The sequence below is a fragment of the Pseudomonas sp. GW821-FHT07F01 genome, from assembly GCF_059418825.1.
The window spans coordinates 248,379-272,689 of the sequence record NZ_JBWKQO010000007.1 but is presented as its reverse complement, the minus strand read 5'-3'; the positions used below and the strand labels follow the sequence as shown (position 1 = coordinate 272,689).

Below are 24,311 nucleotides of genomic sequence, written 5' to 3'. Positions count from 1 at the left end.
CCGAAGCGAATTGTTAGACTGGAAGCCATTCCAATCTGGAATCACCGCCATGGATTTCAAACAACTGCGCAGCTTTGTCGAGGTGATCCGCCAGGGCGGCTTCACCCAGGCGGCCAGGACCCTGCACATCAGCCAGTCGGCGGTCAGCAAGCAGATCGCCCAGCTGGAACAGAGCCTCGGCACGCCCTTGCTGGAGCGCCAGGGTTCGCATATCCACCTCACCGCCGCCGGCAACGTGGTGCTGCAACGGGCCGAAGGCATGTTGCGCCTGCGCCACGAACTGCTCAGCGAACTGGACGACCTGAGCCAGCTGGCACGGGGAGAACTGCGCCTGGGGCTGCCGCTGCTAGGCAGTGACGCGCTGTTCGCCAGCCGTTTTGCCGAATACCGCCGGCGCTATCCGAATATCCAGGTGCAGTTGCTCGAAGGCGGCAGCCTGAATGTCGAACAGGCGGTGCGCAACGGCGAACTGGAACTGGGGGGCAGCCTGACCCCCAAGGACCCGGCGTTCGCCTACCAGCCCTTCTGCGATGAACCGCTGGATGCCTTGCTGCCCGCCGATCACCCCTTGGCGATGAACGCCCAGGTACGCCTGGAAGAACTGGCGGACACGCCGTTCCTCCTGTACCAGCGCAGTTTCGTGCTCAACGACCGGCTGTTGCAGGCCTGCCAGCAGGTGGGTTTCACCCCCAGGGAAGGCGGGCGCAGCGGCCAGGCGGATTTCCTGGCGGCGCTGGTGGCCGCCGGCCAGGGCGTGGTGCTGTTGCCCAGTGTGGTGGCCCGTGGCCTGGTGCGGCCTGGGGTGGTGCGCCTGACCTTGAAGGCGCCGGACTACCTGCGATGGGATATCGCCTTCATCTGGCGCCAGGGCGCTTATCTGTCCAAGGCAGCGCAAGCCTGGCTGGCGCTGCTGCGGGAACAGCCGGTCAGCCCCGCAGGGCGCTGATCAGCTCGGCCAGCCAGGGCTCGGCGTCGGTTTCCGGGGTCACGCTCTCGCTGGCGTCCAGGCGCAGCATGGGCAGCACTTCCTGCACGCCCAGCTCGGCGAACAGCTCGCGCATCTGCTCGCCACCGCCACAGAAGGTATCGCCGTAGCTGGAATCTCCCAGGCCGATGACCGCTCCGGGCAACCCGCGCCAGGCGGCGGGCAACTGATCGCGAATACTCGAATACAGCGGCAGCAGGTTGTCCGGCAACTCGCCCATGCCGGTGGTGGAGGTCACGGCCAGAAACGCCTGCGGGGCGAAGGCCTGAAGCTCGGCCAGAGTGGCGCGCGGGTTGTGCCAGGCCTCGAAACCTGCGGCGTTGAGGAGTTTGGCGGCATGCCGGGCGACTTCTTCAGCCGTGCCGTACACCGAGCCGGAAAGGATGGCGACTTTCATCAATCTGATCCTGAAGCTGACTAAAAGGCTGGGATATTAACAGCTACGGAGTAAAATCCCGCCTGTGCCGCCACCTCTGCTGCAAAGCGCTGGTGGACAGCGGGCCAGCCTCTCTTACACTCCAGCACTTGCTGATCGAAAGCGGAACTTCAGGATGATCAACGCTCATCTGCTGCAACGGATGATCAACGCCTCCAACGACGGGATTGTGGTCGCCGAGCAGGAAGGCGAAGACAACATCGTGATCTATGTGAACCCGGCCTTCGAGCGGCTGACCGGCTACAGCGCCGACGAAGTGCTGTACCAGGATTGCCGCTTCCTGCAATCCGGGGACCGTGACCAGCCAGGCCTGGAAGTGATCCGCCAGGCCCTGCGACAAGGCCGCCCGTGCCGCGAGGTGCTGCGCAACTACCGCAAGGACGGCAGTCACTTCTGGAATGAGCTGTCGATCACCCCGGTATTCAATGACAGTGATCAGCTGACCTATTTCATCGGCGTGCAGAAAGACGTCAGCGTCCAGGTCAAGGCCCAGCAACGCTTGCTCCAGCTGGAGCAGCAACTGGCCGAAGTGCAAGCTGAACTGGCCGCCCTCAAGGCGACCAGCGGCCACTAATAAATCGCGGAATTCGTGGTCGTAGGGATATTCCCCGCCGATTTGTCCTCCACCCTCCGAGCAACATCATGCAGCGTGACGCCCTCCTCACCCAGGATGAACTGGACTTCATCCAGACCATGCAGCACAACCCGCAGCTCAATGTGCGTGATACCACCTCGAGCCTGATGGTCAATGGCGGCGCGCAGATCCGTGACCTGCTGACGCGCCTGGCGGCCAATGAAAAGGTCACCATCCAGGCCCGTTTCGACAACCAGCAGATGACCTTCCCGCTGCAGCTGGTGGAAGACGAATTCCATGCCCTGCACCTGCGGCTGGGGGTGCCGAGCATCTTCGAGGATGGGCCCATGGTGCGCCCCTGGCGCCTGGCCCTGGAGCAGCCGGTGGCCCTGGAAAATGCCAGGGGCCAGCCTGGCCGCCTGTGGGTTCGGGAGGTCTCGTTCAAGGGGATATTGGTGGAGATCCGCAATGGTACCCGGCCACCGCGGCAGTTCGCCCAGTGGTTCAGCCCCTCGGGCTATGAACGGATTGCCCTGCACGGGCGCTTCGAGCGCCAGACCGAAGCCGGTTTCTACGCCTACCGCCTGGATCAGAGCGACCAGGAAGAAACCGAGCGCCTGCGCCAGTTCATCCTCCAGCAGCACCGCCACAGCCATCCGGCACTGCACGCCTGAAGGCTAGCGCCTCAAAGGAACCCGCGCAGGCGCTGCTGCATCAAGCGCCCCTCGTTACCCAGGCAAGCCACTGGCGAACCGACCAGGCTGTCCTGAGCCAGGTCCGCCGCGTCCCCGGCCAGCAGCAATGGGCAATCCAGGGTCAGTGCCAGGCGCTTGAGGCGCTTGGGCAACTCGGCCGAGGGTGCGTGATTGGAAAACACCACCAGGGCTACCGGCGCGACCTTTTCGCAGACCAGGGTCAGTTCCTCCAGCGGCACACCTGGGCCCAGCAGGCGCACACCGATCGGGTCTTGCCCGAGCATCAGCGCCGCCACCAACAGCTCCAGTTCGCGGCATTGCTCATTGAGCGCCGTCAGCAGCAGATAGCGGCTCTGGGTGGCGCGTTGCAACAGCAGGCGCTGGGTAATCCGCGCCCGCAGGAAGCCATCCAGGAACAGCCATTCGCTGGTCTGGCCAAAAGCCTCGCGCGCCAGCAGTAACTGCTTCCAGAACGGCAGGAAGATGTCCTGGAACACCACCGGCAAGGCATAGCTGGAGAAGATCTGCCCGTAGAGGCGCTCAAGCTGCTCCTCATCGAACGCGCTGACCGCCAGCTTCAATTGATCGCGCCACTGGCCGTATTCGCCCTGCAAGCCGCCATCCAACGGAGCCTTGAGCTGGGCCTGGGCAGCCCGGCCCTTGGCCAGGATCTTGCCCACTTTGCTCACCGCCACGCCGCGTTCGATCCAGCCGAGAATCTCACGCACCGCCTCAACATCGTGCATGGAGTACAGGCGATGCCCACTTTCGGTGCGTGTCGGCTGAATCAGACCGTAGCGTCGTTCCCAGGCCCGCAGGGTCACCGGGTTGATTCCGGTCAGGCGCGCCACCTCACGGATCGGAAACAACTCGTCCTGACGAACGGCTTCGGGGGCGTGAGGGGCGGGGGCAAGTTCAGTCATGACGGGCATCTGGGAAGAAAACACCGGGAAACAAAGTGGCGATCATTCTACTCCCCTCAGGTGGCGATGCTTCAAGCACGAGAAAAACCGACCGCCGTCATTGGTGCCTGGGCAGCAATCAGGAATAATCCTTGCTTGCTTCAGGCGCGGCCCGCCACCCCGGTGCCTCGTCAAGCGACTGCCTTACCCAGGCAGCGCATTGGTTTTACGGAGATACATAATGTCTACCTCACCCGTCACCCTGATGGTTGCCCGGCGCGTTGCCGACGGCCGTTACCAGGACCTGATCGCCTGGCTGCGCGAAGGCGAACAACTGGCCACCGACTTTCCCGGCTACCTGGGTTCCGGCGTTCTTGCGCCGCCCCCCAACGATGACGAATTCCAGATCATCTTCCGCTTCGCCGACGAATCCACCCTGCATACCTGGGAACACTCCGCCTCGCGTACGGCCTGGCTGGCCCGGGGCAGCGACCTGTTCGCCCACCCTTCGGAGCACCGGGTCAGCGGTATCGACGGCTGGTTCGGCGCCGCCGGCCATCGCCCGCCGCGCTGGAAGCAGGCCGTGGCCATCTGGCTGGCATTCTTCCCGGTGTCGCTGCTGTTCAACTTTGTCCTGGGCCCGTTGCTCGGCGACCTGAGCCTGCTGCCTCGGGTATTTGTCAGCACCCTGGCCCTGACCCCGCTGATGGTCTATTTCTTCATTCCGCTGTCCACCCGGCTGCTGGCCAACTGGCTCAACAGCACACCGGCCCGACCGCTGCCGGCCACCCCCTCGACGCAGAATCCGTGATTCGCCGGCAAGCCGGCTCCTACCACACCTCGCGCAATATTTGCGCCTACCGTAGAAGCTGGCTTGCCAACGAAAAAACCCCGCAAGATCGCATTCGCCGGCAAGCCCGTTGCCTGCAGGCACAGGGCCTTCCCTCGCTGGTATAGTTTTCCCACTACCCGCGACGCGAGCCCTTCATGAACACCTCTCCTGCCCCGATCCTGATCACCGGCGCCAGCCAGCGAGTCGGCCTGCATTGCGCCCTGCGCCTGCTCCAAGACGGGCAGCCGGTGATCGTCACCTACCGCAGCCAGCGCCCGGGCCTTGAGGCCCTGCGGGAAAAGGGCGCGACCCTGCTGTTCGCCGATCTCTCCAGCGAAACCGGGATCCTGGCCCTGATCACCGAGCTGAAAAACCGTACCCAGAGCCTGCGGGCCATCGTCCACAACGCCTCGGAATGGCTGGAGGAGAGCCCTGGCGACGAAGCAGCGGCCTTTGCCCGGATGTTCGGCGTGCACATGCTGGCGCCCTACCTGATCAACCTGCATTGCGCCGAGTTGCTGCAGCGCTCGAGCCCGGCAGACATCATCCACATCAGCGACGACGTGACTCGCAAGGGCAGCAGCAAGCACATCGCCTACTGCGCCAGCAAAGCCGGCCTGGACAGCCTGACCCTGTCCTTCGCAGCGAAATACGCCCCGACAATCAAGGTCAACGGCATTGCCCCGGCCCTGCTATTGTTCAACCCCGACGACGACGCGGCGTACCGCGCCAAGACCCTGGCCAAATCCGCGCTGGGCATCGAACCCGGCAGCGAAGTGATTTACCAGAGCCTGCGCTATCTGCTGGACAACCCCTATGTCACCGGCACCACCCTGACCGTCAACGGCGGGCGGCACCTCAAGTAAGCCGGCCCCTGTGAGGACCTTGCATGACCCTTTCCCTGCCCCAGCACTATCGCGAGATCCTCAAGGACCTGGGCGAAGACCCCGAGCGCGAAGGCCTGCTCGATACCCCCAAGCGCGCGGCCAAGGCCATGCAGTACCTGTGTCACGGCTACGGCCAGTCGCTGGAGGACCTCGTCAACGGCGCGCTGTTTGCTTCCGACAGCGATGAAATGGTGATAGTCGCCGACATCGAGCTGTATTCCCTGTGCGAACATCACCTGCTGCCCTTCATCGGCAAGGCCCATGTGGCTTATATTCCTACCGGCAAGGTCCTGGGGCTGTCGAAGATCGCGCGGATCGTCGACATGTTCGCCAGGCGCCTGCAGATCCAGGAAAATCTCACTCGGGAAATCGCCGACGCGGTACAGAGCGTGACTCAGGCCGCCGGCGTCGCGGTGGTGATCGAGGCCAAGCACATGTGCATGATGATGCGCGGCGTCGAGAAACAGAATTCCACCATGCACACCTCGGTGATGCTCGGCGCCTTCCGCGATTCGAGCACCACTCGCCAGGAATTCCTGCAATTGATTGGACGGAGCAAGTAGCAATGCCACAACTTCAGCCAGGAATGGCTCGTATCCGAGTCAAGGACCTGCTCCTGCGGACCTACATCGGAATCAACGAGGAAGAGATCCTCAACAAGCAGGATGTGCTGATCAACCTGACCATCCTCTACGCGGCCCAGGAGGCGGTGCGGGACAACGACATCGACCACGCGCTGAACTACCGCACCATCACCAAGGCGATCATTGCCCATGTCGAGGGCAACCGCTTTGCCCTGCTGGAGCGCCTGACCCAGGAGCTGCTGGACCTGGTGATGAGCAACGCCTCGGTGCAGTACGCCGAAGTCGAAGTCGACAAGCCCCACGCCCTGCGTTTTGCCGAGTCGGTGTCGATTACCCTCGCGGCCAGCCGCGCCAGCGCCTAGAAAACTGCCACAAGTGGCAAGTGCCCGCCTGGGTGCTTGCCCCTGTCCCGGAGAACCCCCATGACTGAACAACAACGCCTGGAACTGGAAGCCGCGGCCTTTCGCCGCCTGGTGGCCCACCTGGACAGCCGCAAGGACGTACAGAACATCGACCTGATGAACCTCGCCGGGTTCTGCCGCAACTGCCTGTCCAAGTGGTACAAGGCCGAGGCCGACGAACGCCAGATCGAGGTCAGCCTCGATGACGCCCGTGAAGTGGTGTATGGCATGCCCTACGCCGAATGGAAAAATCTCTACCAGAAAGAAGCCAGCGCCGAGCAGCAAGCGGCGTTCGCCAAAGGAAAACCCCAATGACTGACCTGAACACCCTGCGCGCCAGCCTGAACAGCGGTGAACACGCTTTTGCCGACACCCTGGCCTTTGTCGCCGCCGGCTATGACTACCAGCCCCAGGCCTTCAACAACGGCGGCGTGGAAAACGCCGCCGGGCAGAACGAAGGTTCGTGCAAGACCCTGGGCCTGGCCCTGCTGGAGGGCCTGAGCGACGAAGAGGCCCTGCTGGCCTTCGGCGAACACTACCGCTCGGTACTGGCCACCCCCGAAGGCACCGACCACGGCAATATCCGCGCCCTGATCGTTCACGGCCTGGCCGGGGTCAAGTTCTCCGCCCAGCCGCTGACCCGCCGCTGACCCGCATTCTGTAGGAGCGCTGGCTCGCCGGCGAAGGCGTCAGCACAGCGGCGCAAGGCTCGAGGGCCTGTTCGCCGGCAAGCCGGCTCCTACCGTGCAACATCCATAAAAAAACCGGCTTGCGCCGGTTTTTTTATGGGTAGCCAATCAGAACGAAGCGTTCTGCAGGCCGTCCAGGTAACGCTCGGTGTCCAGTGCCGCCATGCAGCCGGCGCCGGCCGAGGTGATGGCCTGGCGGTACACGTGGTCGGCCACGTCGCCGGCAGCAAAGATGCCCTCGACGCTGGTGGCGGTGGCATTGCCGTCACGGCCGCCCTGTACGACCAGGTAACCGTCCTTGAGGGTCAGCTGGCCTTCGAACAGAGAGGTGTTCGGGGTGTGGCCGATGGCGATGAACACGCCGTCGACCTTCAACTCGTCGAAGCTGCCGTCGTTGTTCTTCAGGCGGGCACCGGTCACGCCCATGTTGTCACCCAGGACTTCGTCCAGGTTGGCATTGAGCTTGAGGATGATCTTGCCTTCGGCCACCCGGGCGTTGAGCTTGTCGATCAGGATCTTCTCGGCGCGGAAGGTTTCGCGACGGTGGATCAGGGTCACGGTGCTGGCGATGTTGGCCAGGTACAGGGCTTCCTCGACCGCGGTGTTGCCGCCGCCGACCACTGCCACCGGCTTGTTGCGATAGAAGAAGCCATCGCAGGTGGCACAGGCGGAAACACCCTTGCCCATGAACGCTTCTTCCGAAGGCAGGCCCAGGTAGCGAGCGCTGGCACCGGTGGCGATGATCAGGGCGTCGCAGGTGTAGGTCGCGCTGTCACCGGTCAGGGTGTAGGGCTTGGCAGCGAAGTCCACGGCATTGATGTGATCGAAGACGATTTCAGTCTCGAAACGCTCGGCGTGTTCGCGCATCCGCTCCATCAGCGCCGGGCCGGTCAGGCCGTGCACGTCACCGGGCCAGTTGTCGACTTCGGTGGTGGTGGTCAGCTGGCCACCGGCCTGCATGCCGGTGATCAGCAGCGGCTTCAGGTTGGCACGGGCGGCATAGACGGCAGCGCTGTAACCGGCAGGGCCGGAACCGAGAATAATCACACGCGAATGGCGTACTTCAGACATGACTCACTCCTATCGACCGGCCCGGCTAGCCTGGCGCGGAACGCCGGATTGCCGGCTGGAATAAAAAAGGACGGCGAAACCTTGGGGAAGGCTTGAACTCGTCCGTCCAAAAAATAATGGATGAAGCGTATAGAGGGGGCGAAGATTAAGGAAATACGGTTTAACAATCCAGCTCATAGGCGGTCTCTATCCTCAGGAGGCCTATTTGAATGGGTCTTTGTTACCGTTGATGTCGACCGCTTCGCCGCGCTTTCGCCCCCAGGACAAAGCCGGTAAGGTCGGCGCGTTTTCATTCTGCTCGGAGCGCTCTATGCCCGCCCCCGTCCTGTCCGGCCCGCAATACCTGCGCGAAGGCCTGAAGCTGGTCCTCAGCCCCGGCCTGCGCCTGTTCGTGCTCCTGCCCCTGGCAATCAACCTGGTGCTGTTCGTCGGATTGATCTATTTCGCCGGTCATCAGTTCAGCCTCTGGGTCGATGCGCTGATGCCGTCCCTGCCCAGCTGGCTGAGCTTCCTCACCTATATCATCTGGCCCCTGTTCGTGGTGCTGGTGGCCTTCATGGTGTTTTTCAGCTTCACCATGCTGGCCAACATCATCGCCGCCCCCTTCAACGGCTTCCTCTCGGAAAAAGTCGAAACCGTGGTGCGTGGCACCGATGATTTCCCGCCCTTCAGCTGGGGTGAACTGATTGCCATGATCCCCCGCACCCTGGCGCGGGAAATGCGCAAGCTCGGCTACTTCCTGCCCCGGGCCATCGGCCTGTTCATCCTCTCGCTGATTCCGGTGGTCAACCTGATTGCCGCGCCGCTGTGGCTGCTGTTCGGTATCTGGATGATGGCTATCCAGTACATCGACTACCCGGCGGACAACCACAAGATGAGCTGGCAGGACATGCTCGCCTGGCTGCGCCAGAAGCGCTGGCAGAGCCTGGGTTTTGGCGGCATCGTCTACCTGGCGCTGCTGATCCCGCTGGTCAATATCCTGATGATGCCGGCCGCCGTGGCCGGTGCCACGCTGTTCTGGGTGCGTGAGCGCGGGGTGGAGAACCTGCCGGCCAAATAAGGCCGGGGCGTCATAAATCCATCATCGCAAGGTCACAATGGCGACATGGCCTCAACCGACACTGAGGCCATGACGACAGCTCTGCATATCACCCTCATCACTGAAACCTTCCCACCGGAAATCAATGGCGTGGCCAATACCCTTGGCCGCCTCTGCGAGGGCCTGCGTGCCCGTGGGCATCAGGTTGAGCTGGTGCGCCCGCGCCAGGGTTGCGACCAGAGCCGGGCCAGCGACGAAGCCCTGCTGCTGTGCCGGGGCTGGCCGCTGCCGGGCTACCCGGGGCTGCAATGGGGCCAGTCGTCGATGCACAAGCTGCTGCGGCGCTGGAAACGCCAACGCCCGGACGTGCTCTATATCGCCACCGAGGGGCCGCTGGGGCTGTCTGCGCTGCGGGCCGCCAAGCGCCTGGGAATCTCCGTGGTCAGCGGCTTTCACACCAACTTCCAGCAGTACTCCAGCCAATATGGCCTGGGTTTGCTGACCCGCCTGCTGACCCATTACCTGCGCTGGTTCCACAACCGCTCGCAACTGACCCTGGTACCCAGCACCAGCCAGCACCTGGAGTTGGAGCGCCGGCATTTCGAGCGCCTGGCCCTGCTGTCCCGGGGCGTCGACAGCCAGCTGTTCCACCCGGCCAAGCGGCTCGAGACGCTGCGGGCCGACTGGGGCCTGGGTGCCGATGACCTGGCGGTGATCCACGTCGGGCGCCTGGCGCAGGAGAAGAACCTGGGCCTGCTCAAGCGCTGCTTCGAACGCCTGCAGGCGACTTATCCACAGCGCAGGATGAAGCTGATCGTGGTGGGTGACGGCCCGCAACGTGGGGCTCTGGAAAAAAGCCTGCCCGAGGCCCTGTTCTGTGGCAGCCAGCGGGGCGAAGCCCTGGCCGCCCACTACGCCTGCGGGGATCTGTTCCTGTTTCCCAGCCTCACCGAAACCTTCGGCAACGTGGTGCTGGAGGCTCTGGCCTCGGGGCTCGCGGTGGTGGCCTACGATCAGGCTGGCGCAGCCCAGCATATCCGCCATGGCTACAACGGTGTGCTGGCCATGCCCGGCGACGAAAGCGCCTTCTGCGACGCTGCCAGCTGGCTGCTGGAAGAACCGGAAACCTTGCGCCGGGTACGCCTCAACGCCCGCCAGCATGCCAGCCGCCAGGGCTGGGCCGCGGTTATCGAGCAGTTTGAAGATCGCCTGCGCAGTGCCTGCGAGCATGGGCCGGCCGAGGATTACGAAGGGCTTATCGAAGCAACGGTCAAACCCCGCAGCACCGTGGAGACACTCGGCACGGCAAGGGGGCTGCCCCCCTCGCCGCCCGGAGCCGGCAGTTAAACCAGGGTCGTCAGCGCGTCACGGCTGAACGGCAGGATGTCCTGCTCGCGGCCTTCGCGGACTTTCTGCGCCCAATCCGGATCCACCAGCAGTGCACGGCCCACGGCCACCAGATCGAACTCGTCGTTGTTCAGACGCTGCAGCAGGTTTTCCAGGCTGGCCGGCTGCGCCACCTTGTCGGTGTTGACCATGAACTGCAAGAACTCGCCGTCCAGGCCGACGCTGCCCACGGTGATGGTGGGCTTGCCGGTGAGTTTGCGGGTCCAGCCCGCCAGGTTGAGGTCGGAACCTTCGAACTCCGGCTCCCAGAAGCGGCGGGTCGAGCAGTGGAAGATATCCACACCGGCATCCGCCAGCGGCTTGAGGAAGGCCTCCAGAGCTTCCGGGGTCTGCACCAGGCGCGCGCTGTAGTCCTGCTGCTTCCACTGGGAAAAACGCAGGATGATCGGGAAATCCGGACCGACGGCAGCCCGCACGGCCTGGATCAGTTCAATGGCGAAGCGCGAGCGCTGGGCCAGGTCGCCACCGTATTCATCAGTACGCTGATTGGTGCCTTCCCAGAAGAACTGGTCCACCAGGTAACCGTGGGCGCCATGGATCTCCACGCCGTCCATGCCGATGCTCTGGGCATCCTTGGCGGCCTGGGCGAAGGCTGCGATCACCTCCTGGATGTCCTGGTGGGTCATGCCGTGCACCAGCACCTTGCCATCCTTGAGCTTCTCGGTGGGGCCGTAGCCGGGCACGCTGGCGTCCGGCTCGGTGCCCAGGCGCCGCACATTGCCCACATGCCAGAGTTGCGGGACGATCTTGCCGCCTTCGGCGTGGACCGCATCCACCACCTTCTTCCAGCCGGCCAGGGCCGCCTCGCCATGGAACTGCGGCACATTGGGGTAACCATTGGCAGCCTGGTGCCCCACCGTGGTGCCCTCGGTGATGATCAGGCCGACACCCGCAGCAGCGCGGCGGCGGTAGTACTCGATGACCTTGGAGTTGGGCACGCCGCCAGGGGAAAACGACCGGGTCATTGGAGCCATCACCACGCGGGTCGGCAGTTCCAGCGCGCCGAGTTGAAAGGGTTTGAACAAGGCTTGAACAGGCATGCTGCACTCCGAGAAAAAGGCTTGAGTCGATATTCGACGCACAAGACTGCGCCAGGTACCGGCCCCGGCGCACTTATGATGGGGATAATATTCACCCCTCAATGCGCTGCACAGCACTATTGATTTGAGTGATTTAGATGCAAAAACGCCGCATTGAAGCGGCGTGAAACAGGGGCCCGGCGCGGGTTCAGCTCAAGGCTTTTTCAATGGCCTGGATCACTGTCGGATCATCGGGAGCGGTACGTGGCGAGAAACGCGCCAGTACCCGACCGTCCTTGCCCAGCAGGAATTTCTCGAAGTTCCAGGTGATGTCCCCGGGAAACTCTGCCCCTTCGCCCGCCAGCAGGCGGTACAGCTGATGGCGCTCGGGACCGTTCACGTCCAGCTTGCTGCTCAAGGGAAAGGTCACCCCGTAGTTGAGGCTGCAAAACTCCTGAATCTCCTGCTCGGTGCCCGGTTCCTGCCCGGCGAACTGGTTGCAGGGCAACCCCAGCACGCTGAATCCCTGGGCCTTGTATTGCTGGTAGAGATTCTCCAACGCCGCATATTGTGGTGTCAGACCACATTTGGAGGCGACGTTGACCACCAGCACGACGTGCCCCTTGAAGGGCGCGAGCGGCAGCTCCTGACCATCCAGGGCTTTCAATTTAAGGTCGTGAAAAGCACTCATGACGAACTCCAAATTCCTGTGTTCTTACAGAAAACAGCCTCTCGACAGTACAGCCAAAAGCCGCGGACTAAAAAGGCGCCCTCGGGCGCCTCTCCAGCAAACTTGAGCTTAGCGCAGAAAATCAGTGGTGATGGCCACCTTCGCCATGGACGTGACCATGGGCGATTTCTTCCTGGCTGGCGTCACGGATGGCAACGATCTTGACCTGGAAATTCAGGCGCTGACCGGCCAGCGGGTGGTTGCCGTCGACGGTCACGTCGTCGCCGTCCAGGTCACGGATGGTCACGATCTGCATCTGGCCGTCCGGAGCGGAAGCGTGGAACTGCATGCCCACTTCCAGCTCGTCGACGCCTTCGAACATGCTGCGGCTCAGGGTGCTGACCAGTTCGGCAGCGTATTCGCCGTAGGCATCTTCAGGTTCTACGCAGACTTTCAGTTCATCACCAACTTGCTTGCCTTCCAGGGCCTTTTCCAGACCAGGGATGATGTTACCTGCGCCTTGCAGGTAAACCAGCGGGGCGCCGCCGGCAGAGCTGTCGATGACCTCACCAGCGTCGTTGGTGAGGGTATAGTCGATGGAGACAGCCTTATTGGCGGCGATCAGCATGGGGCGGGACCTTTTGCATAAGAATGAAGAACGTCCAAGTTTAGCGAAGCAATCGCTCGAAAGCGAACGGAACCCGGACCAACGGAACGTGAAAAATCACTCGACAATCTGCGGTTTTCATCAGGATGAAGAAGGCCATTGGGTGGCTGAACTGTCCTGCGGGCATACCCAGCACCTGCGCCACCAACCGCCCTGGCAGTCCCGGGCCTGGGTCCTGGAGCCGCAGTTGCGAGCCAAAAAAATAGGCCAGCGCTTTGCCTGCGGCTGGTGTGCTCAAGCCCCGGATAACGATAACCTTAGCGCCTGACTTCAGGCAGACGGCCAAAGACCGTCGCCTTTGCCATGCACCTTCTGAGAATTCGCATGCAAACTTTTTTCATCGCGCCCACCGATTTTGGAGTGGGTCTGACCTCCATCAGCCTCGGGCTGGTGCGTACGCTGGAACGGGCTGGCCTCAAGGTCGGCTTCTTCAAACCCATAGCCCAACCTCACCCCGGTGACACCGGCCCCGAGCGTTCCACCGAACTGGTGGCGCGCACCCATGGCCTGAAACCGCCACAACCCCTGGGCCTGGCCCATGTGGAGCGGATGCTCGGCGACGGCCAGCTGGATGAGTTGCTGGAAGAAATCATCACCCTCTACCAGCAGGCAGCCATCGGCAAGGATGTATTGATCGTCGAAGGCATGGTGCCGACCCGCAGTGCCAGCTACGCCGCCCGGGTCAACCTGCACCTGGCAAAAAGCCTGGATGCCGAGGTGATCCTGGTATCCGCCCCGGAAAACGAAGTGCTCACCGAGCTGTCCGGCCGGGTCGAGTTGCAGGCCCAGCTGTTCGGCGGCCCGCGGGACCCGAAAGTGCTGGGGGTGATCCTCAACAAGGTGCGCACCGACGAAAGCATGGAGGCTTTTTCCGCGCGCTTGAAGGAACATTCGCCCTTGCTGCGCAGCGGCGACTTCCGCCTGCTGGGCTGCATTCCCTTCCAACCGGAACTGAACGCGCCGCGCACCCGTGACGTAGCGGACCTGATGGGCGCCCAGGTGCTCAACGCCGGCGACTACGAAAGCCGGCGCATGACCAAGATCATCATTTGCGCCCGCACCATGCGCAACACCGTGGAACTGCTCAAGCCCGGCGTGCTGGTGGTGACCCCGGGCGACCGTGACGACATCATCCTCGCCGTGAGCCTGGCGGCCATCAACGGTGTGCCCCTGGCCGGCCTGCTGCTGACCAGCGACACCCTGCCCGACCCGCGGATCATGGAGCTCTGCCGGGGCGCCCTGAACGCCGGCCTGCCAGTGCTTTCGGTGAGCACCGGATCCTACGACACCGCCAACCAGCTCAATGGCCTGAACAAGGAAATTCCCATCGATGACCGCGAGCGCGCGGAAATCATCACCGACTTCGTCGCCAGTCACCTGGACGCCAACTGGCTGCACCAGCGCTGCGGCACCCCACGGGAAATGCGCCTGTCACCTGCGGTGTTCCGCTACCAGTTGATCCAGCGCGCCCAGCAGGCCAACAAGCGTATCGTCCTGCCCGAAGGCAGCGAGCCGCTGACCGTGCAGGCCGCCGCCATCTGCCAGGCCCGGGGCATCGCCCGCTGCGTGCTGCTGGCCAAGCCCGAGGACGTGCACGCGGTGGCCCGGGCCCAGGGCATCGAACTGCCCGAAGGCCTGGAGATTCTCGACCCGGACCTGATTCGCCAACGCTATGTGGAGCCCATGGTGGCCCTGCGCAAGAGCAAGAGCCTCAACGCTCCCATGGCCGAGCAGCAGCTGGAAGATCCGGTGGTGATCGGCACGGTGATGCTGGCCCTGGATGAAGTCGATGGCCTGGTTTCCGGGGTCATCCACTCCACTGCCAACACCATCCGCCCGGCCCTGCAGTTGATCAAGACCGCGCCGGGCTGCAGCCTGGTGTCCTCGGTGTTCTTCATGCTGTTCCCCGAGGAAGTGCTGGTGTATGGCGACTGCGTGATGAACCCGCACCCCAGCGCCAGCGAGCTGGCGGAAATCGCCCTGCAGAGCGCCGACTCGGCAGCCGCCTTCGGTATCACCCCGCGCGTGGCGATGATCAGCTACTCCAGCGGCGACTCGGCCAGCGGCGAGGAAGTGGAGAAAGTTCGCGAAGCCACCCTGCTGGCCCACGAAGCCCAGCGTTCGCTGCTGATCGACGGGCCGTTGCAATACGACGCCGCGGCCAACGAAAACGTCGCCCGGCAACTGGCCCCTAACAGCCAGGTCGCGGGCAAGGCCACGGTCTTCGTGTTCCCTGACCTCAACACCGGCAACACCACCCACAAGGCGGTGCAACGCAGCGCCGATTGCGTGAGCCTGGGGCCGATGCTGCAAGGCCTGCGCAAGCCGGTGAACGACCTGCCCCGGGGCGCCCAGGTGGACGACATCGTCTACACCATCGCCCTTACCGCGATTCAAGCCGCCAACCGACCTATGGATGTCTAAATGCTGGAATTTCTACCTGCCGTGGTGCGCGGAGTCATCGCCTCGCTCCTGTTGGCGCTGAACACCATCCTGCTGTGCTCGTTCCTGTTCTGCGTGGCGTTGGTCAAGGCCCTGCCCTTCGCCCTCACCCAGCGCTTGAGCCTGTGGCTGATGAACCACACCCACGAAGCCTGGATCAGCAACAACAAGGCCTGGATGCAGTTGGTATGCCGTACCCGTTGGCACGTGCAGGGCCTGGAAGGCCTGGATTACCAGCACTCCTACCTGGTCACCAGCAACCACCAGAGCTGGGTCGACATCATGGTCCTGCAGTACGTGCTCAACCGGCGTATCCGCCCCCTGAAGTTCTTCCTCAAGCAGGAGCTGATCTGGGTGCCGGTGATTGGTCTGGCCTGGTGGGCCCTGGGCTTTCCGTTCATGAAGCGCTACTCCAAGGCGTACCTGGAGAAGCACCCGGAAAAGAAAGGCAAGGACCTGGAAACCACGCGCAAGACCTGTGCGAAGTTTCGCAACAACCCGGTGGGCATCTTCAACTTCGTCGAGGGCACGCGCTTTACCGACGCCAAGCACGCCCAGCAGCAATCGCCGTTCCGCTACCTGCTCAAGCCCAAGGCCGGCGGCATCGCCTTTGTCCTGGATGCCATGGGCGAGCAACTGCAGTCGATCATCGATGTGACCATCCACTACCCGGCGGGCCGCCCCGGTTTCTGGGACCTGCTGTGCGGCAGGGTCAAGGATGTGGTGGTGCGTTTCGAAGAGGTGCAGATCCCGGCGCAGTTCCTTGGCAAGAACTACGAGCAGGACACGGCCTATCGCCAGGAATTCCAGGGCTGGATCAACCAGCAGTGGCTGGACAAGGATGCGCTGCTCGAAACGCTGCATCGGGAGTATCCGGCAAGACCCTGAGGGCCTTTTCGCTGGCAAGCCAGCTCCTGCGGGTCTGCACCCTACTTACCGGCGAACGCTATCTGAAGCGCACAAAAAAGCCCGCAGCCGATCACTCGGCTGCGGGCTTTTTTGCTATGGCTTAGATCGCGCCGCGGCTGCGCAACAGGTCCAGCACCTGCTTGACGCTTTCTTCCAGCGACAGCGACTGGGTGTCGATCACCAGATCGGCATTCAGCGGCACGTCATAGGGGAAGGACTCGCCCGGGATGTTATCCCCGCCGGCCGCGTACAGGCCCTGCGGATCACGCTCGGCGCACACCGCAGGCGATGCCTGGACGTAGACCGTCAGCAGACGCTCCTTGCCGATCAGGTCCTTGGCCTGCTCGCGCCCTTCGGCACTCGGTGCCACGAACGCCGCCAGGGTCAGCAGCCCGGCTTCGTTGAACTGACGGGCCACATGGGCCGCGCGCCGCCAGTTCTCGGTACGCCCGGCACGGTCCTGGGGCAGGCCCTTGTTCAGGTCATGCCGCAGGTTCTGGCCATCGAGCACATACACCGCGCGCCCCATGTCGAACAGCTTGCGCTCGACCGCGTAGGCCAGGGTGCTCTTGCCCGCACCCGACAGGCCGCTGAACAGCACGGTAGCCGGTTGCTGGCCGAAACGCTGGGCACGCTCTTCGGTGGCTACATGAGCCAGCTTGCCGTGTTGGGTGACGCTGCCATGGGCCACCGGCTGGGCGATGATCATGCCGGCGCCGACGGTGCCGTTGGTCAAGCGGTCGATGACGATGAAAGCACCGGTGGTGCGATTGCTTTCGTAACCATCCAGGGCAATCGGCGCGTCGAGGCTGATCTTGACCTTGCCGATCTCGTTCAGTTGCAGCGCGCTGGCCGCGCCCTCTTCCAGGGTGTTCACATCGACCTTGTGATGGATGCTGGCAATCGAGCCCGGCACATAGCTGGTGGCGCGCTTGATGTCGTACTTCTTGCCCGGCAGCATCGGCTCTTCGGCCATCCATACCAGCATGGCTTCGAAGCTGTCGGTGACCGGCGGCACGTTGTCGGCATGCACCAGCAGGTCGCCGCGGGAGATATCGATTTCATCTTCCATGGTCAGGGTCACGGCCTGGCCCGGGCCGGCCTGCTCCAGTTCACCTTCGAAGGTGACAATGGACTTGACCCGGCTGCTCTTGCCCGACGGCAACACGACGATCTCGTCGCCCTTGTGCACGATGCCGCTGGCCAGGGTGCCGGCAAAACCACGGAAGTTCAGGTTCGGACGGTTGACGTACTGCACCGGGAAACGCAGGTCGGTGAAGTTGCGGTCGCCGGCCACTTCCACGGTCTCGAGGATTTCCATCAGCGACTGGCCGGTGTACCAGGGCGAGCGATCGCTCTTGTTCACCACGTTGTCGCCCTTGAGCGCCGACATTGGCACGAAGTGCAGGCTGGTGGGCTGCAGCTTCAGGCCCTTGGCGAACTTCAGGTAGTCGGCCTTGATCGATTCGAACACGCCTTCATCGAAGTCCTTGAGGTCCATCTTGTTGATGGCCACGACGATGTGCTTGATGCCCAGCAGGGAGGCGATGAAGCTGTGGCGACGGGTCTGGGTCTGCACGCCGTAGCGGGCGTCCACCAGGATGATCGCCAGGTCACAGGTGGATGCACCGGTGGCCATGTTGCGGGTGTACTGCTCATGGCCGGGGGTGTCGGCGATGATGAACTTGCGCTTGGCGGTGGAGAAATAGCGGTAGGCGACATCGATGGTGATGCCCTGCTCACGCTCGGCCTGCAGGCCGTCGACCAGCAACGCCAGGTCGATGTCGTCACCGGTGGTGCCGACCTTCTTCGAGTCCCGGGTGATGGCTTCCAGATGGTCTTCGTAGATCATCTTCGAGTCGTGCAGCAGGCGCCCGATCAGGGTGCTCTTGCCGTCGTCGACGTTACCGCAGGTCAAAAAGCGCAGCAGCTCCTTGCGTTCGTGCTGGCCCAGGTACGCGAGGATGTCCTCGCTGATCAAATCAGATTGATGCGACATGACAGCCCCTTAGAAATAACCTTGACGTTTCTTGTCTTCCATTGAGCCGGCGCCATCGTGGTCGATGACTCGGCCCTGGCGCTCGGAAGTTCGCGTCAGGAGCATTTCCTGGATGATGTCCGTCAGGCTCTCGGCCTCGGACTCCACCGCGCCCGTCAACGGGTAGCAGCCAAGGGTACGGAAACGTACTTTCTTTTTGACGATGCGGGCTTTCTCTTCATCGGACAGATGCTCGAGGATGCGCTCGTCATCGATCATGATCAGGGTGCCGTTCTTCTCGATCACTTCACGCTCGGCGGCGAAGTACAGCGGCACGATCGGGATGCCTTCGAGGTAGATGTACTGCCAGATGTCCAGCTCGGTCCAGTTGGACAGCGGGAACACACGGATCGACTCGCCCTTGTTGACCTTGCCGTTGTAGACGTTCCACAGCTCGGGGCGCTGGTTCTTCGGGTCCCAGCGGTGCTTGCTGTCGCGGAACGAGTAGACGCGCTCCTTGGCGCGGGACTTCTCTTCATCGCGGCGGGCACCGCCGAACGCGGCGTCGAAACCATGTTTGTCCAGAGCCTGCTTGAGGCCCTCGGTCTTCATGATGTCGGTGTGCTTGGCACTGCCGTGGGTGAAAGGGTTGATGCCCTGGGCCACGCCATCCGGGTTGACGTGGGTGATCAGGTCCAGGCCCAGCTCTTCGACCATGCGGTCGCGGAACTTGTACATTTCCTGGAATTTCCACTGGGTATCGACGTGCATCACCGGGAACGGCAGCTTGCCGGGGAAGAACGCCTTGCGAGCCAGATGCAACATCACGGCGGAGTCTTTACCGATGGAGTACAGCATCACCGGGTTGTCGAACTCGGCGGCCACCTCGCGGATGATGTGGATGCTTTCCGCCTCCAGCTGTTTCAGATGCGTCAGTTTGTCGACCATGGCTACTCACGAAAGCTTTCTTATGGACGGCCATCGGGCCGTGTTCGAGCGGGGCATGCTAGCACAGCGACCTGCTTCTAATCAGGGAGCCAACTAGAACGAAACGGTATATGAATATACCGCTCCGTTAGGCCCCAGGCGCCGCTCTGCAGGAGCTGGCTTGCCAGCGAAGGCGCTTTCAAGCGCACCTTCGGGCTGACCGGCAAGCCGGCTCCTGCCGGGGGTCAGATGGGGTTGGGGCAGTCGATGAACAGGTGCTCCAGGGCGAAGCGCCGAGCCAGGTAGTCACCCAGGGCCTGGACGCCATAACGCTCGGTGGCGTGATGGCCGGCGGCAATGAAGCTGATGTCGTTTTCCCGGGCACTGTGGAAGGTCTGCTCCGAGGCTTCGCCACTGAGGTACAGGTCGACGCCGGCCTGCACCGCCTGGTCGATGTAGCCCTGGCCGCCACCGGTGCACCAGCCGACCCGACGGATCATCTCGCTGCCTTCGATCAGCAGCGGCTCTCGCCCCATTGCCTCTTGCACCCGGCGGGCAAAGTCCCGCGCGGTCATCGGCTCGCCGAGGGAACCCACCAGGCCGACGACCTTGGGGTTTTCCGGGTCCAGCGGGCCTTCCACGGTGATGTCCAGCTGACGGGCCAGTTGCACGTTGTTGCCCACTTCCGGGTGCAGGTCCAGGGGCAGGTGATAGGCCAGCAGGCTGATGTCGTGCTTGAGCAGGGTTTTCAGCCTACGCTGCTTCATGCCGGTGATGCAGGGGTTCTCGCCCTTCCAGAAGTAGCCGTGATGCACCAGCACCAGGTCGGCCTTGGCCTCCACCGCAGCGTCCAGCAACGCCTGGCTGGCGGTCACCCCACTGACGATGCGCATCACCTGCGGGCGCCCTTCGACCTGCAGGCCATTGGGGCAGTAGTCGGCAATACGTGAACTGCCCAGGTAGCGGTCCGCTTCTTCCACCAGTGTGCTCAGGGCAACGGCCATAAAAGACTCCTAAATATCCCGTTCAGAGGCACGCGCGGCCTCGTATAATGCGCGACATTATGGGCCGTGCGCAGCCCTTCGTAACCACCCAGGACTTGCTCAATGCTCAAGGCTCTGCGTTTTTTTGGCTGGCCGCTACTGGCCGGCGTGCTTATCGCGTTGTTGATTATCCAGCGCTACCCGCAATGGGTGGGCCTGCCCAGCCTCGACGTCAATCTGCAGCAAGCCCCGCAAACCACCAGCACGCAACAGGGGCCGGTGTCCTACGCCGACGCCGTGGTGATCGCCGCGCCCGCGGTGGTCAACCTGTACACCACCAAGGTCATCAACAAGCCGGCTCACCCGCTCTTTGAAGACCCGCAGTTCCGGCGCTTCTTCGGCGACAACCTGCCCAAGCAGCAGCGCATGGAATCGAGCCTGGGCTCGGGGGTGATCATGAGCCCCGAGGGCTACCTGCTGACCAACAACCATGTGACCTCCGGTGCCGAGCAGATCGTGGTGGCACTCAAGGACGGTCGCGAGACCCTGGCCCGGGTGATCGGCAGCGATCCGGAAACCGACCTGGCGGTGCTCAAGATCGACTTGAAGAACCTGCCTTCGATCACCGTCGGCCGTTCGGAAAACGTCCGCGTCGGCGACGTCGCGCTGGCCATCGGCAACCCGTTCGGGGTCGGCCAGACCGTGACCATGGGCATCATCAGTGCCACCGGGCGCAACCAGCTGGGCCTGAACAACTACGAAGACTTCATCCAGACCGACGCCGCCATCAACCCGGGCAACTCCGGTGGCGCCCTGGTGGACGCCAACGGCAACCTGACCGGGATCAACACCGCGATCTTCTCCAAGTCCGGCGGCTCCCAGGGCATCGGTTTTGCGATCCCGATCAAGCTGGCCATGGAAGTGATGAAGTCGATCATCGAGCACGGCCAGGTCATCCGCGGCTGGCTGGGGATCGAAGTGCAACCCTTGACCCAGGAGCTGGCAGAGTCCTTCGGCCTGGCCGGGCGCCCGGGAATCGTGGTGGCGGGGATCTTCCGCGACGGCCCGGCGCAGAAAGCCGGGATGCAACTGGGTGACGTGATCCTCAGTATCGATGGCGAACCTGCCGGCGACGGCCGGCGTTCGATGAACCAGGTGGCGCGGATCAAACCGACGGACAAAGTCTCGATCCTGGTCATGCGCAACGGCAAGGAACTCAAGCTGACGGCAGAAATCGGCCTGCGACCACCGCCCGCGCCCGTCAAAGAAGAAGAGTGAAGCTGGGCCCGGCCATGCCGGGCTAACAGCATACATTCTCATTAGTCATGTTATATTGTTTCAATATCGCTATTGGAACAGCCCCATGACGTCCCGAAGAATCCTCCCCTTGGCAGGCCTGACCCTGGGCCTGCTGGCAGATCCGCTGCTGGCCAAAGAACCTGAGCCGCTGGAACTTGAAACCACCCGTATCAGCACCGAATACGAATCCGCCACGGGCCGGGTCAAGGGCTATCGGGCCACACGCTCGGCCAGCGCGACGAAGACCGATACGGCGATCCGCGACATTCCCCAATCCATCAGCGTGATCCCCGCCAGCGTGTTCAAGGACCTGGGCAGCAACAACGTCGAACGCGCCCTGGAGTTTGCCGGCGGGGTTTCCAAGCAGAACAACTTCGGCGGGCTGACCCTGTATGAATACAGCGTGCGCGGCTTCACCACCTCGGAGTTCTACAAGGACGGCTTCAGCGCCAACCGCGGCTATCCCAGCACCCCGGACGCCGCCACTGTCGAGCGCATCGAAGTGCTCAAGGGGCCGGCCGCCAGCCTCTATGGCCGTGGCGACCCCGGCGGCACGGTGAATATCGTCACCAAGAAACCCCAGCCCGAAGCCTTCGCGACCTTGCAGACCAGTGCTGGCAGCTGGGACCGCTACCGTACCGCCCTGGACCTCAACACCCCGCTGGATGCCCAGGGCAACCTGCTGTCCCGGGTCAACCTGGCCGTGGAGGACAACCACAGCTTTCGCGACCACGTGGACAGCCGCCGGGTGTTCGTCGCGCCTTCCTTCAGCTGGCAGTTGAACCCGGACACCAGCCTGCTGCTGGAAAGTGAATGGGTGCGCCACAGCTCGACCTTCGACCGCGGCATCGTGGCCCCGAACAATCGCTGGAGCGGCGTCTCCCGCTCGACCTTCCTCGGCGAACCCGATGACGGCAACATCGACAACCACAACAACATGCTCCAGGCCACCCTGGAACACCACCTCAATGACAGCTGGAAACTGCGTCTGGCCAGCCACTACAAGGAAGGCAAGCTCTGGGGCTTCGCCTCCGAAACCCGACCGCTGAACGCCGACCGGCACACGGTCAACCGGCGCTACCGCGAGCGCGACAACAACTGGCATGACAGCATCACCCAGCTGGAACTGCGCGGCCTGTTCGACCTCGGCAGTTGGCAGCATGAACTGCTGATCGGCAGCGAATACGAGAACTACCGCAAGAACGAGCGGGTCACCAGCATTGCCGGCGGCGCCTATGCCATCGATATCTACGACCCGATCTACGGTCAGGCCAAGCCCAACGGCAAACGCTCTGGCACGGACTTTTTCGAGCATGTCGAAAGCCAGGCCCTCAACCTGCAGGACCAGATCATCTTCACTGACCGCCTGCGAGGCATGGTCGGCGCCCGCTTTGAACACTTCGAGCAAAAGATCGACGACCACACCACCGGCAAGCGCAGCCGCCAGAACCACGATGCCCTGACCCAGCGCGCCGGCCTGCTCTACCAACTGACCCCGCAGGTGGGGCTGTTCGCCAACGCCTCCACCTCGTTCAAGCCCAACAATGGGCTGGATGCGGGCGGCAAGACCTTCAAGCCCGAGGAAGGCGTCGGCTATGAAGTGGGGATCAAGAGCGAGCTGTTCGACGAGCGCTTGAGCGCCACCCTCGCCGCCTTCCATATCGACAAGGAAAACGTCCTGGCCCTGGACCCCGGCACCGACTCCAGCCGCGCCATGGGCAAGGCCCGCAGCCAGGGCTTCGACCTGCAGTTCAGCGGCCAGTTGACCGACGCGGTGCGCGTGATAGGCGCCTATGCGCTGATTGATGCGAAAGTCACCAAGGGCGACCCGGCAATCCCCGCCGGCAGCCGCATTCTCGGCGTGGCCAAGCACAGCGCCAGCCTGCTGGGGGTCTATGAATTCCAGGACGGCCGGCTCAAGGGCTCGGACATCGGCGCAGCCCTGACCTATGTCGGCGACCGCTCGGGCGAGGCCGGAGGCCGCTTCGAGCTGCCCGCCTACCGCACCCTGGACCTGCTGGCCCACTACAAGGCCAGCGACAACCTGACCCTGGGCCTGAACCTGAACAACCTGTTCGACGAGAAGTACTACGAACGCTCCTACAGCAACTACTGGGTCAATCCCGGCGAACCGCGCAATTTCACCCTCAGCCTCACACTCAACCTGTAGAAGAGAGCCGCCATGCACAGCCTCAAATCCATTGCCCTGCTGGGCCTGCTCGCCACACTGGGCGCCACCCAGGCCTCGGCCCACGGCCTGTGGACCGAACAACGACGCGGCAATATCGAAGTGATCTACGGCCACGGCGCCGAAGACGACGCCTTCAAGGCCAAGAAAATCAGCGGTGCCTGGGCCTATGACGGCGCGGCCAGAATGATTCCGGTGACCGTGCAACGCCTGGCGGACCACGCACGCCTGCAACCGCTCAAACCACCGGCGGTACTGGCCGTGGCACTGGACAACGGCCCCTGGTCGCAAACCGCGGACAAGCGCTGGGTCAACCAGGGTCGCAGCAAGGTCCCGGGGGCCATCGCCTCGACTCACACCTACAAGTACAGCCTGGCGATCTATCAACCGGGAGCGAAGCTGCCCAAGCTGGAACAGCTCAAGCTGGTGATCCTGCCGGAAGTCGACCCGCTGACCGTCGGCCCGGGCAAGAACCTGCCGGTGCGGGTGCTGCTGGATGGGAAGCCGGTGGCCGGGGTGAAGTTGATTGGCGATTACCGCAATGCACCGAGCACCCTGAGCACCGAGACCGATGCCCAGGGACGTGCCCAAGTGCTGGTGAGGAACGAAGGCTTGAACGTGATTGCCGCAGAGCTGGAGGTAGTGCTCAAGGACAACCCGGATGTGGCCTCACGCGGCCTGTTCAGCTCCCTGACCTTCCTCGGCGAGCCGCACCACGAATGAAGGT

The 24,311-nt window shown here is 63.2% G+C and carries 26 protein-coding genes; 17 read left to right on the top strand and 9 right to left on the bottom strand.

Features of this window, described 5'->3' with window-relative positions:
* Positions 1-49: 49 nt before the first annotated feature.
* Positions 50-946 (top strand): LysR family transcriptional regulator, encoded by an 897-nt coding sequence (locus AC07R1_RS26345; protein ID WP_011059310.1) that lies wholly within the window; start codon positions 50-52, stop codon positions 944-946.
* Here the strand turns inward: AC07R1_RS26345 and AC07R1_RS26340 are convergent.
* Entirely contained in the window at positions 927-1,382 is a 456-nt protein-coding gene (locus tag AC07R1_RS26340) for a flavodoxin (protein WP_015634186.1), read from the bottom strand. The two genes, AC07R1_RS26345 and AC07R1_RS26340, sit on opposite strands and share 20 nt — an antisense overlap.
* Before the next feature lie 154 nt (positions 1,383-1,536).
* Between AC07R1_RS26340 and AC07R1_RS26335 the strand changes: the two genes are divergently transcribed.
* Together AC07R1_RS26335 and AC07R1_RS26330 are read left to right on the top strand one after the other, a co-directional pair.
* Positions 1,537-1,995, top strand: a complete 459-nt coding sequence (locus AC07R1_RS26335) for a PAS domain-containing protein (RefSeq protein ID WP_011059308.1) — start codon at positions 1,537-1,539, stop codon at positions 1,993-1,995.
* A 68-nt stretch (positions 1,996-2,063) separates the two neighbouring features.
* Complete coding sequence (locus AC07R1_RS26330; RefSeq protein WP_093404705.1) at positions 2,064-2,669, top strand: hypothetical protein; 606 nt, start codon at positions 2,064-2,066, stop codon at positions 2,667-2,669.
* Positions 2,670-2,680: 11 nt separating this feature from the next.
* Here AC07R1_RS26330 and AC07R1_RS26325 read toward each other — a convergent pair whose 3' ends face one another.
* Entirely contained in the window at positions 2,681-3,622 is a 942-nt protein-coding gene (locus tag AC07R1_RS26325; RefSeq protein WP_495111098.1) for a MerR family transcriptional regulator, read from the bottom strand.
* Positions 3,623-3,833: 211 nt separating this feature from the next.
* Between AC07R1_RS26325 and AC07R1_RS26320 the strand changes: the two genes are divergently transcribed.
* The 6 genes from AC07R1_RS26320 to AC07R1_RS26295 all read left to right on the top strand — a co-directional run bounded on the left by AC07R1_RS26320 (position 3,834) and on the right by AC07R1_RS26295 (position 6,946).
* Positions 3,834-4,403, top strand: coding sequence for an antibiotic biosynthesis monooxygenase (locus AC07R1_RS26320; RefSeq protein ID WP_011059305.1), 570 nt, complete (start codon positions 3,834-3,836; stop codon positions 4,401-4,403).
* A gap of 176 nt (positions 4,404-4,579) precedes the next feature.
* Complete coding sequence (gene folM / locus AC07R1_RS26315; RefSeq protein WP_072443025.1) at positions 4,580-5,290, top strand: dihydromonapterin reductase; 711 nt, start codon at positions 4,580-4,582, stop codon at positions 5,288-5,290.
* 23 nt (positions 5,291-5,313) lie between these two features.
* Positions 5,314-5,874 carry a GTP cyclohydrolase I FolE gene (gene folE / locus AC07R1_RS26310; protein WP_047283950.1) on the top strand — a complete coding sequence of 187 codons (561 nt, stop codon included), beginning with the start codon at positions 5,314-5,316 and terminating at the stop codon, positions 5,872-5,874.
* A 2-nt stretch (positions 5,875-5,876) separates the two neighbouring features.
* Positions 5,877-6,257, top strand: a complete 381-nt coding sequence (gene folX / locus AC07R1_RS26305; RefSeq protein ID WP_047283949.1) for a dihydroneopterin triphosphate 2'-epimerase — start codon at positions 5,877-5,879, stop codon at positions 6,255-6,257.
* A gap of 60 nt (positions 6,258-6,317) precedes the next feature.
* Positions 6,318-6,611: a DUF1244 domain-containing protein gene (locus tag AC07R1_RS26300; RefSeq protein WP_011059301.1), complete on the top strand. Its 294-nt coding sequence runs from the start codon at positions 6,318-6,320 to the stop codon at positions 6,609-6,611.
* Entirely contained in the window at positions 6,608-6,946 is a 339-nt protein-coding gene (locus AC07R1_RS26295; RefSeq protein ID WP_019093350.1) for a HopJ type III effector protein, read from the top strand. The genes AC07R1_RS26300 and AC07R1_RS26295 overlap by 4 nt, the downstream gene beginning before the upstream one ends.
* A gap of 147 nt (positions 6,947-7,093) precedes the next feature.
* On the opposite strand, the gene trxB is transcribed toward AC07R1_RS26295, so the two are convergent.
* A complete protein-coding gene (gene trxB / locus AC07R1_RS26290) occupies positions 7,094-8,056 on the bottom strand; it encodes a thioredoxin-disulfide reductase (RefSeq protein WP_011059299.1) in 963 nt (320 codons plus the stop codon).
* A 310-nt stretch (positions 8,057-8,366) separates the two neighbouring features.
* Here trxB and cysZ point away from each other — a divergent pair, with 310 nt between their 5' ends.
* Positions 8,367-9,116 (top strand): sulfate transporter CysZ, encoded by a 750-nt coding sequence (gene cysZ / locus AC07R1_RS26285; RefSeq protein WP_047284159.1) that lies wholly within the window; start codon positions 8,367-8,369, stop codon positions 9,114-9,116.
* 45 nt (positions 9,117-9,161) lie between these two features.
* Complete coding sequence (locus AC07R1_RS26280) at positions 9,162-10,442, top strand: glycosyltransferase family 4 protein (protein WP_047335715.1); 1,281 nt, start codon at positions 9,162-9,164, stop codon at positions 10,440-10,442.
* Here the strand turns inward: AC07R1_RS26280 and AC07R1_RS26275 are convergent.
* The 3 genes from AC07R1_RS26275 to AC07R1_RS26265 form a co-directional block, all read right to left on the bottom strand.
* Positions 10,439-11,542, bottom strand: a complete 1,104-nt coding sequence (locus AC07R1_RS26275) for an NADH:flavin oxidoreductase (protein ID WP_011059296.1) — start codon at positions 11,540-11,542, stop codon at positions 10,439-10,441. The genes AC07R1_RS26280 and AC07R1_RS26275 overlap by 4 nt on opposite strands.
* 187 nt (positions 11,543-11,729) lie before the next feature.
* Complete coding sequence (locus AC07R1_RS26270) at positions 11,730-12,212, bottom strand: glutathione peroxidase (protein ID WP_015634175.1); 483 nt, start codon at positions 12,210-12,212, stop codon at positions 11,730-11,732.
* Positions 12,213-12,333: 121 nt separating this feature from the next.
* A complete protein-coding gene (locus AC07R1_RS26265) occupies positions 12,334-12,819 on the bottom strand; it encodes an FKBP-type peptidyl-prolyl cis-trans isomerase (protein ID WP_047283947.1) in 486 nt (161 codons plus the stop codon).
* Between AC07R1_RS26265 and AC07R1_RS26260 the strand changes: the two genes are divergently transcribed.
* From AC07R1_RS26260 to yihG, 3 genes are read left to right on the top strand one after another with little or no spacing between them, the layout of a single operon-like run.
* Entirely contained in the window at positions 12,788-13,126 is a 339-nt protein-coding gene (locus tag AC07R1_RS26260; protein WP_011059293.1) for a DUF3565 domain-containing protein, read from the top strand. The two genes, AC07R1_RS26265 and AC07R1_RS26260, sit on opposite strands and share 32 nt — an antisense overlap.
* A 56-nt stretch (positions 13,127-13,182) precedes the next feature.
* Positions 13,183-15,282, top strand: a complete 2,100-nt coding sequence (gene pta / locus AC07R1_RS26255) for a phosphate acetyltransferase (RefSeq protein ID WP_019096051.1) — start codon at positions 13,183-13,185, stop codon at positions 15,280-15,282.
* A complete protein-coding gene (gene yihG / locus AC07R1_RS26250) occupies positions 15,283-16,188 on the top strand; it encodes a 1-acylglycerol-3-phosphate O-acyltransferase, YihG family (RefSeq protein ID WP_011059291.1) in 906 nt (301 codons plus the stop codon).
* 121 nt (positions 16,189-16,309) lie between these two features.
* On the opposite strand, the gene cysN is transcribed toward yihG, so the two are convergent.
* The 3 genes from cysN to AC07R1_RS26235 all read right to left on the bottom strand — a co-directional run bounded on the left by cysN (position 16,310) and on the right by AC07R1_RS26235 (position 20,118).
* Positions 16,310-18,208: a sulfate adenylyltransferase subunit CysN gene (cysN, locus tag AC07R1_RS26245; RefSeq protein WP_495111097.1), complete on the bottom strand. Its 1,899-nt coding sequence runs from the start codon at positions 18,206-18,208 to the stop codon at positions 16,310-16,312.
* 9 nt (positions 18,209-18,217) lie between these two features.
* The gene (gene cysD / locus AC07R1_RS26240) at positions 18,218-19,135 is read right to left on the bottom strand and encodes a sulfate adenylyltransferase subunit CysD (RefSeq protein WP_011059289.1); all 918 of its coding nucleotides are present in this window, start codon (positions 19,133-19,135) and stop codon (positions 18,218-18,220) included.
* A gap of 224 nt (positions 19,136-19,359) precedes the next feature.
* Positions 19,360-20,118, bottom strand: a complete 759-nt coding sequence (locus tag AC07R1_RS26235) for a Nif3-like dinuclear metal center hexameric protein (RefSeq protein WP_019093347.1) — start codon at positions 20,116-20,118, stop codon at positions 19,360-19,362.
* A 102-nt stretch (positions 20,119-20,220) separates the two neighbouring features.
* Here AC07R1_RS26235 and algW point away from each other — a divergent pair, with 102 nt between their 5' ends.
* The 3 genes from algW to AC07R1_RS26220 all read left to right on the top strand — a co-directional run bounded on the left by algW (position 20,221) and on the right by AC07R1_RS26220 (position 24,307).
* Positions 20,221-21,375 (top strand): Do family serine endopeptidase AlgW, encoded by a 1,155-nt coding sequence (algW, locus tag AC07R1_RS26230; RefSeq protein ID WP_011059287.1) that lies wholly within the window; start codon positions 20,221-20,223, stop codon positions 21,373-21,375.
* A gap of 85 nt (positions 21,376-21,460) precedes the next feature.
* Entirely contained in the window at positions 21,461-23,566 is a 2,106-nt protein-coding gene (locus AC07R1_RS26225) for a TonB-dependent siderophore receptor (RefSeq protein ID WP_495111096.1), read from the top strand.
* A 12-nt stretch (positions 23,567-23,578) separates the two neighbouring features.
* Positions 23,579-24,307, top strand: a complete 729-nt coding sequence (locus AC07R1_RS26220) for a DUF4198 domain-containing protein (RefSeq protein WP_495111095.1) — start codon at positions 23,579-23,581, stop codon at positions 24,305-24,307.
* Positions 24,308-24,311 lie beyond the last annotated feature (4 nt).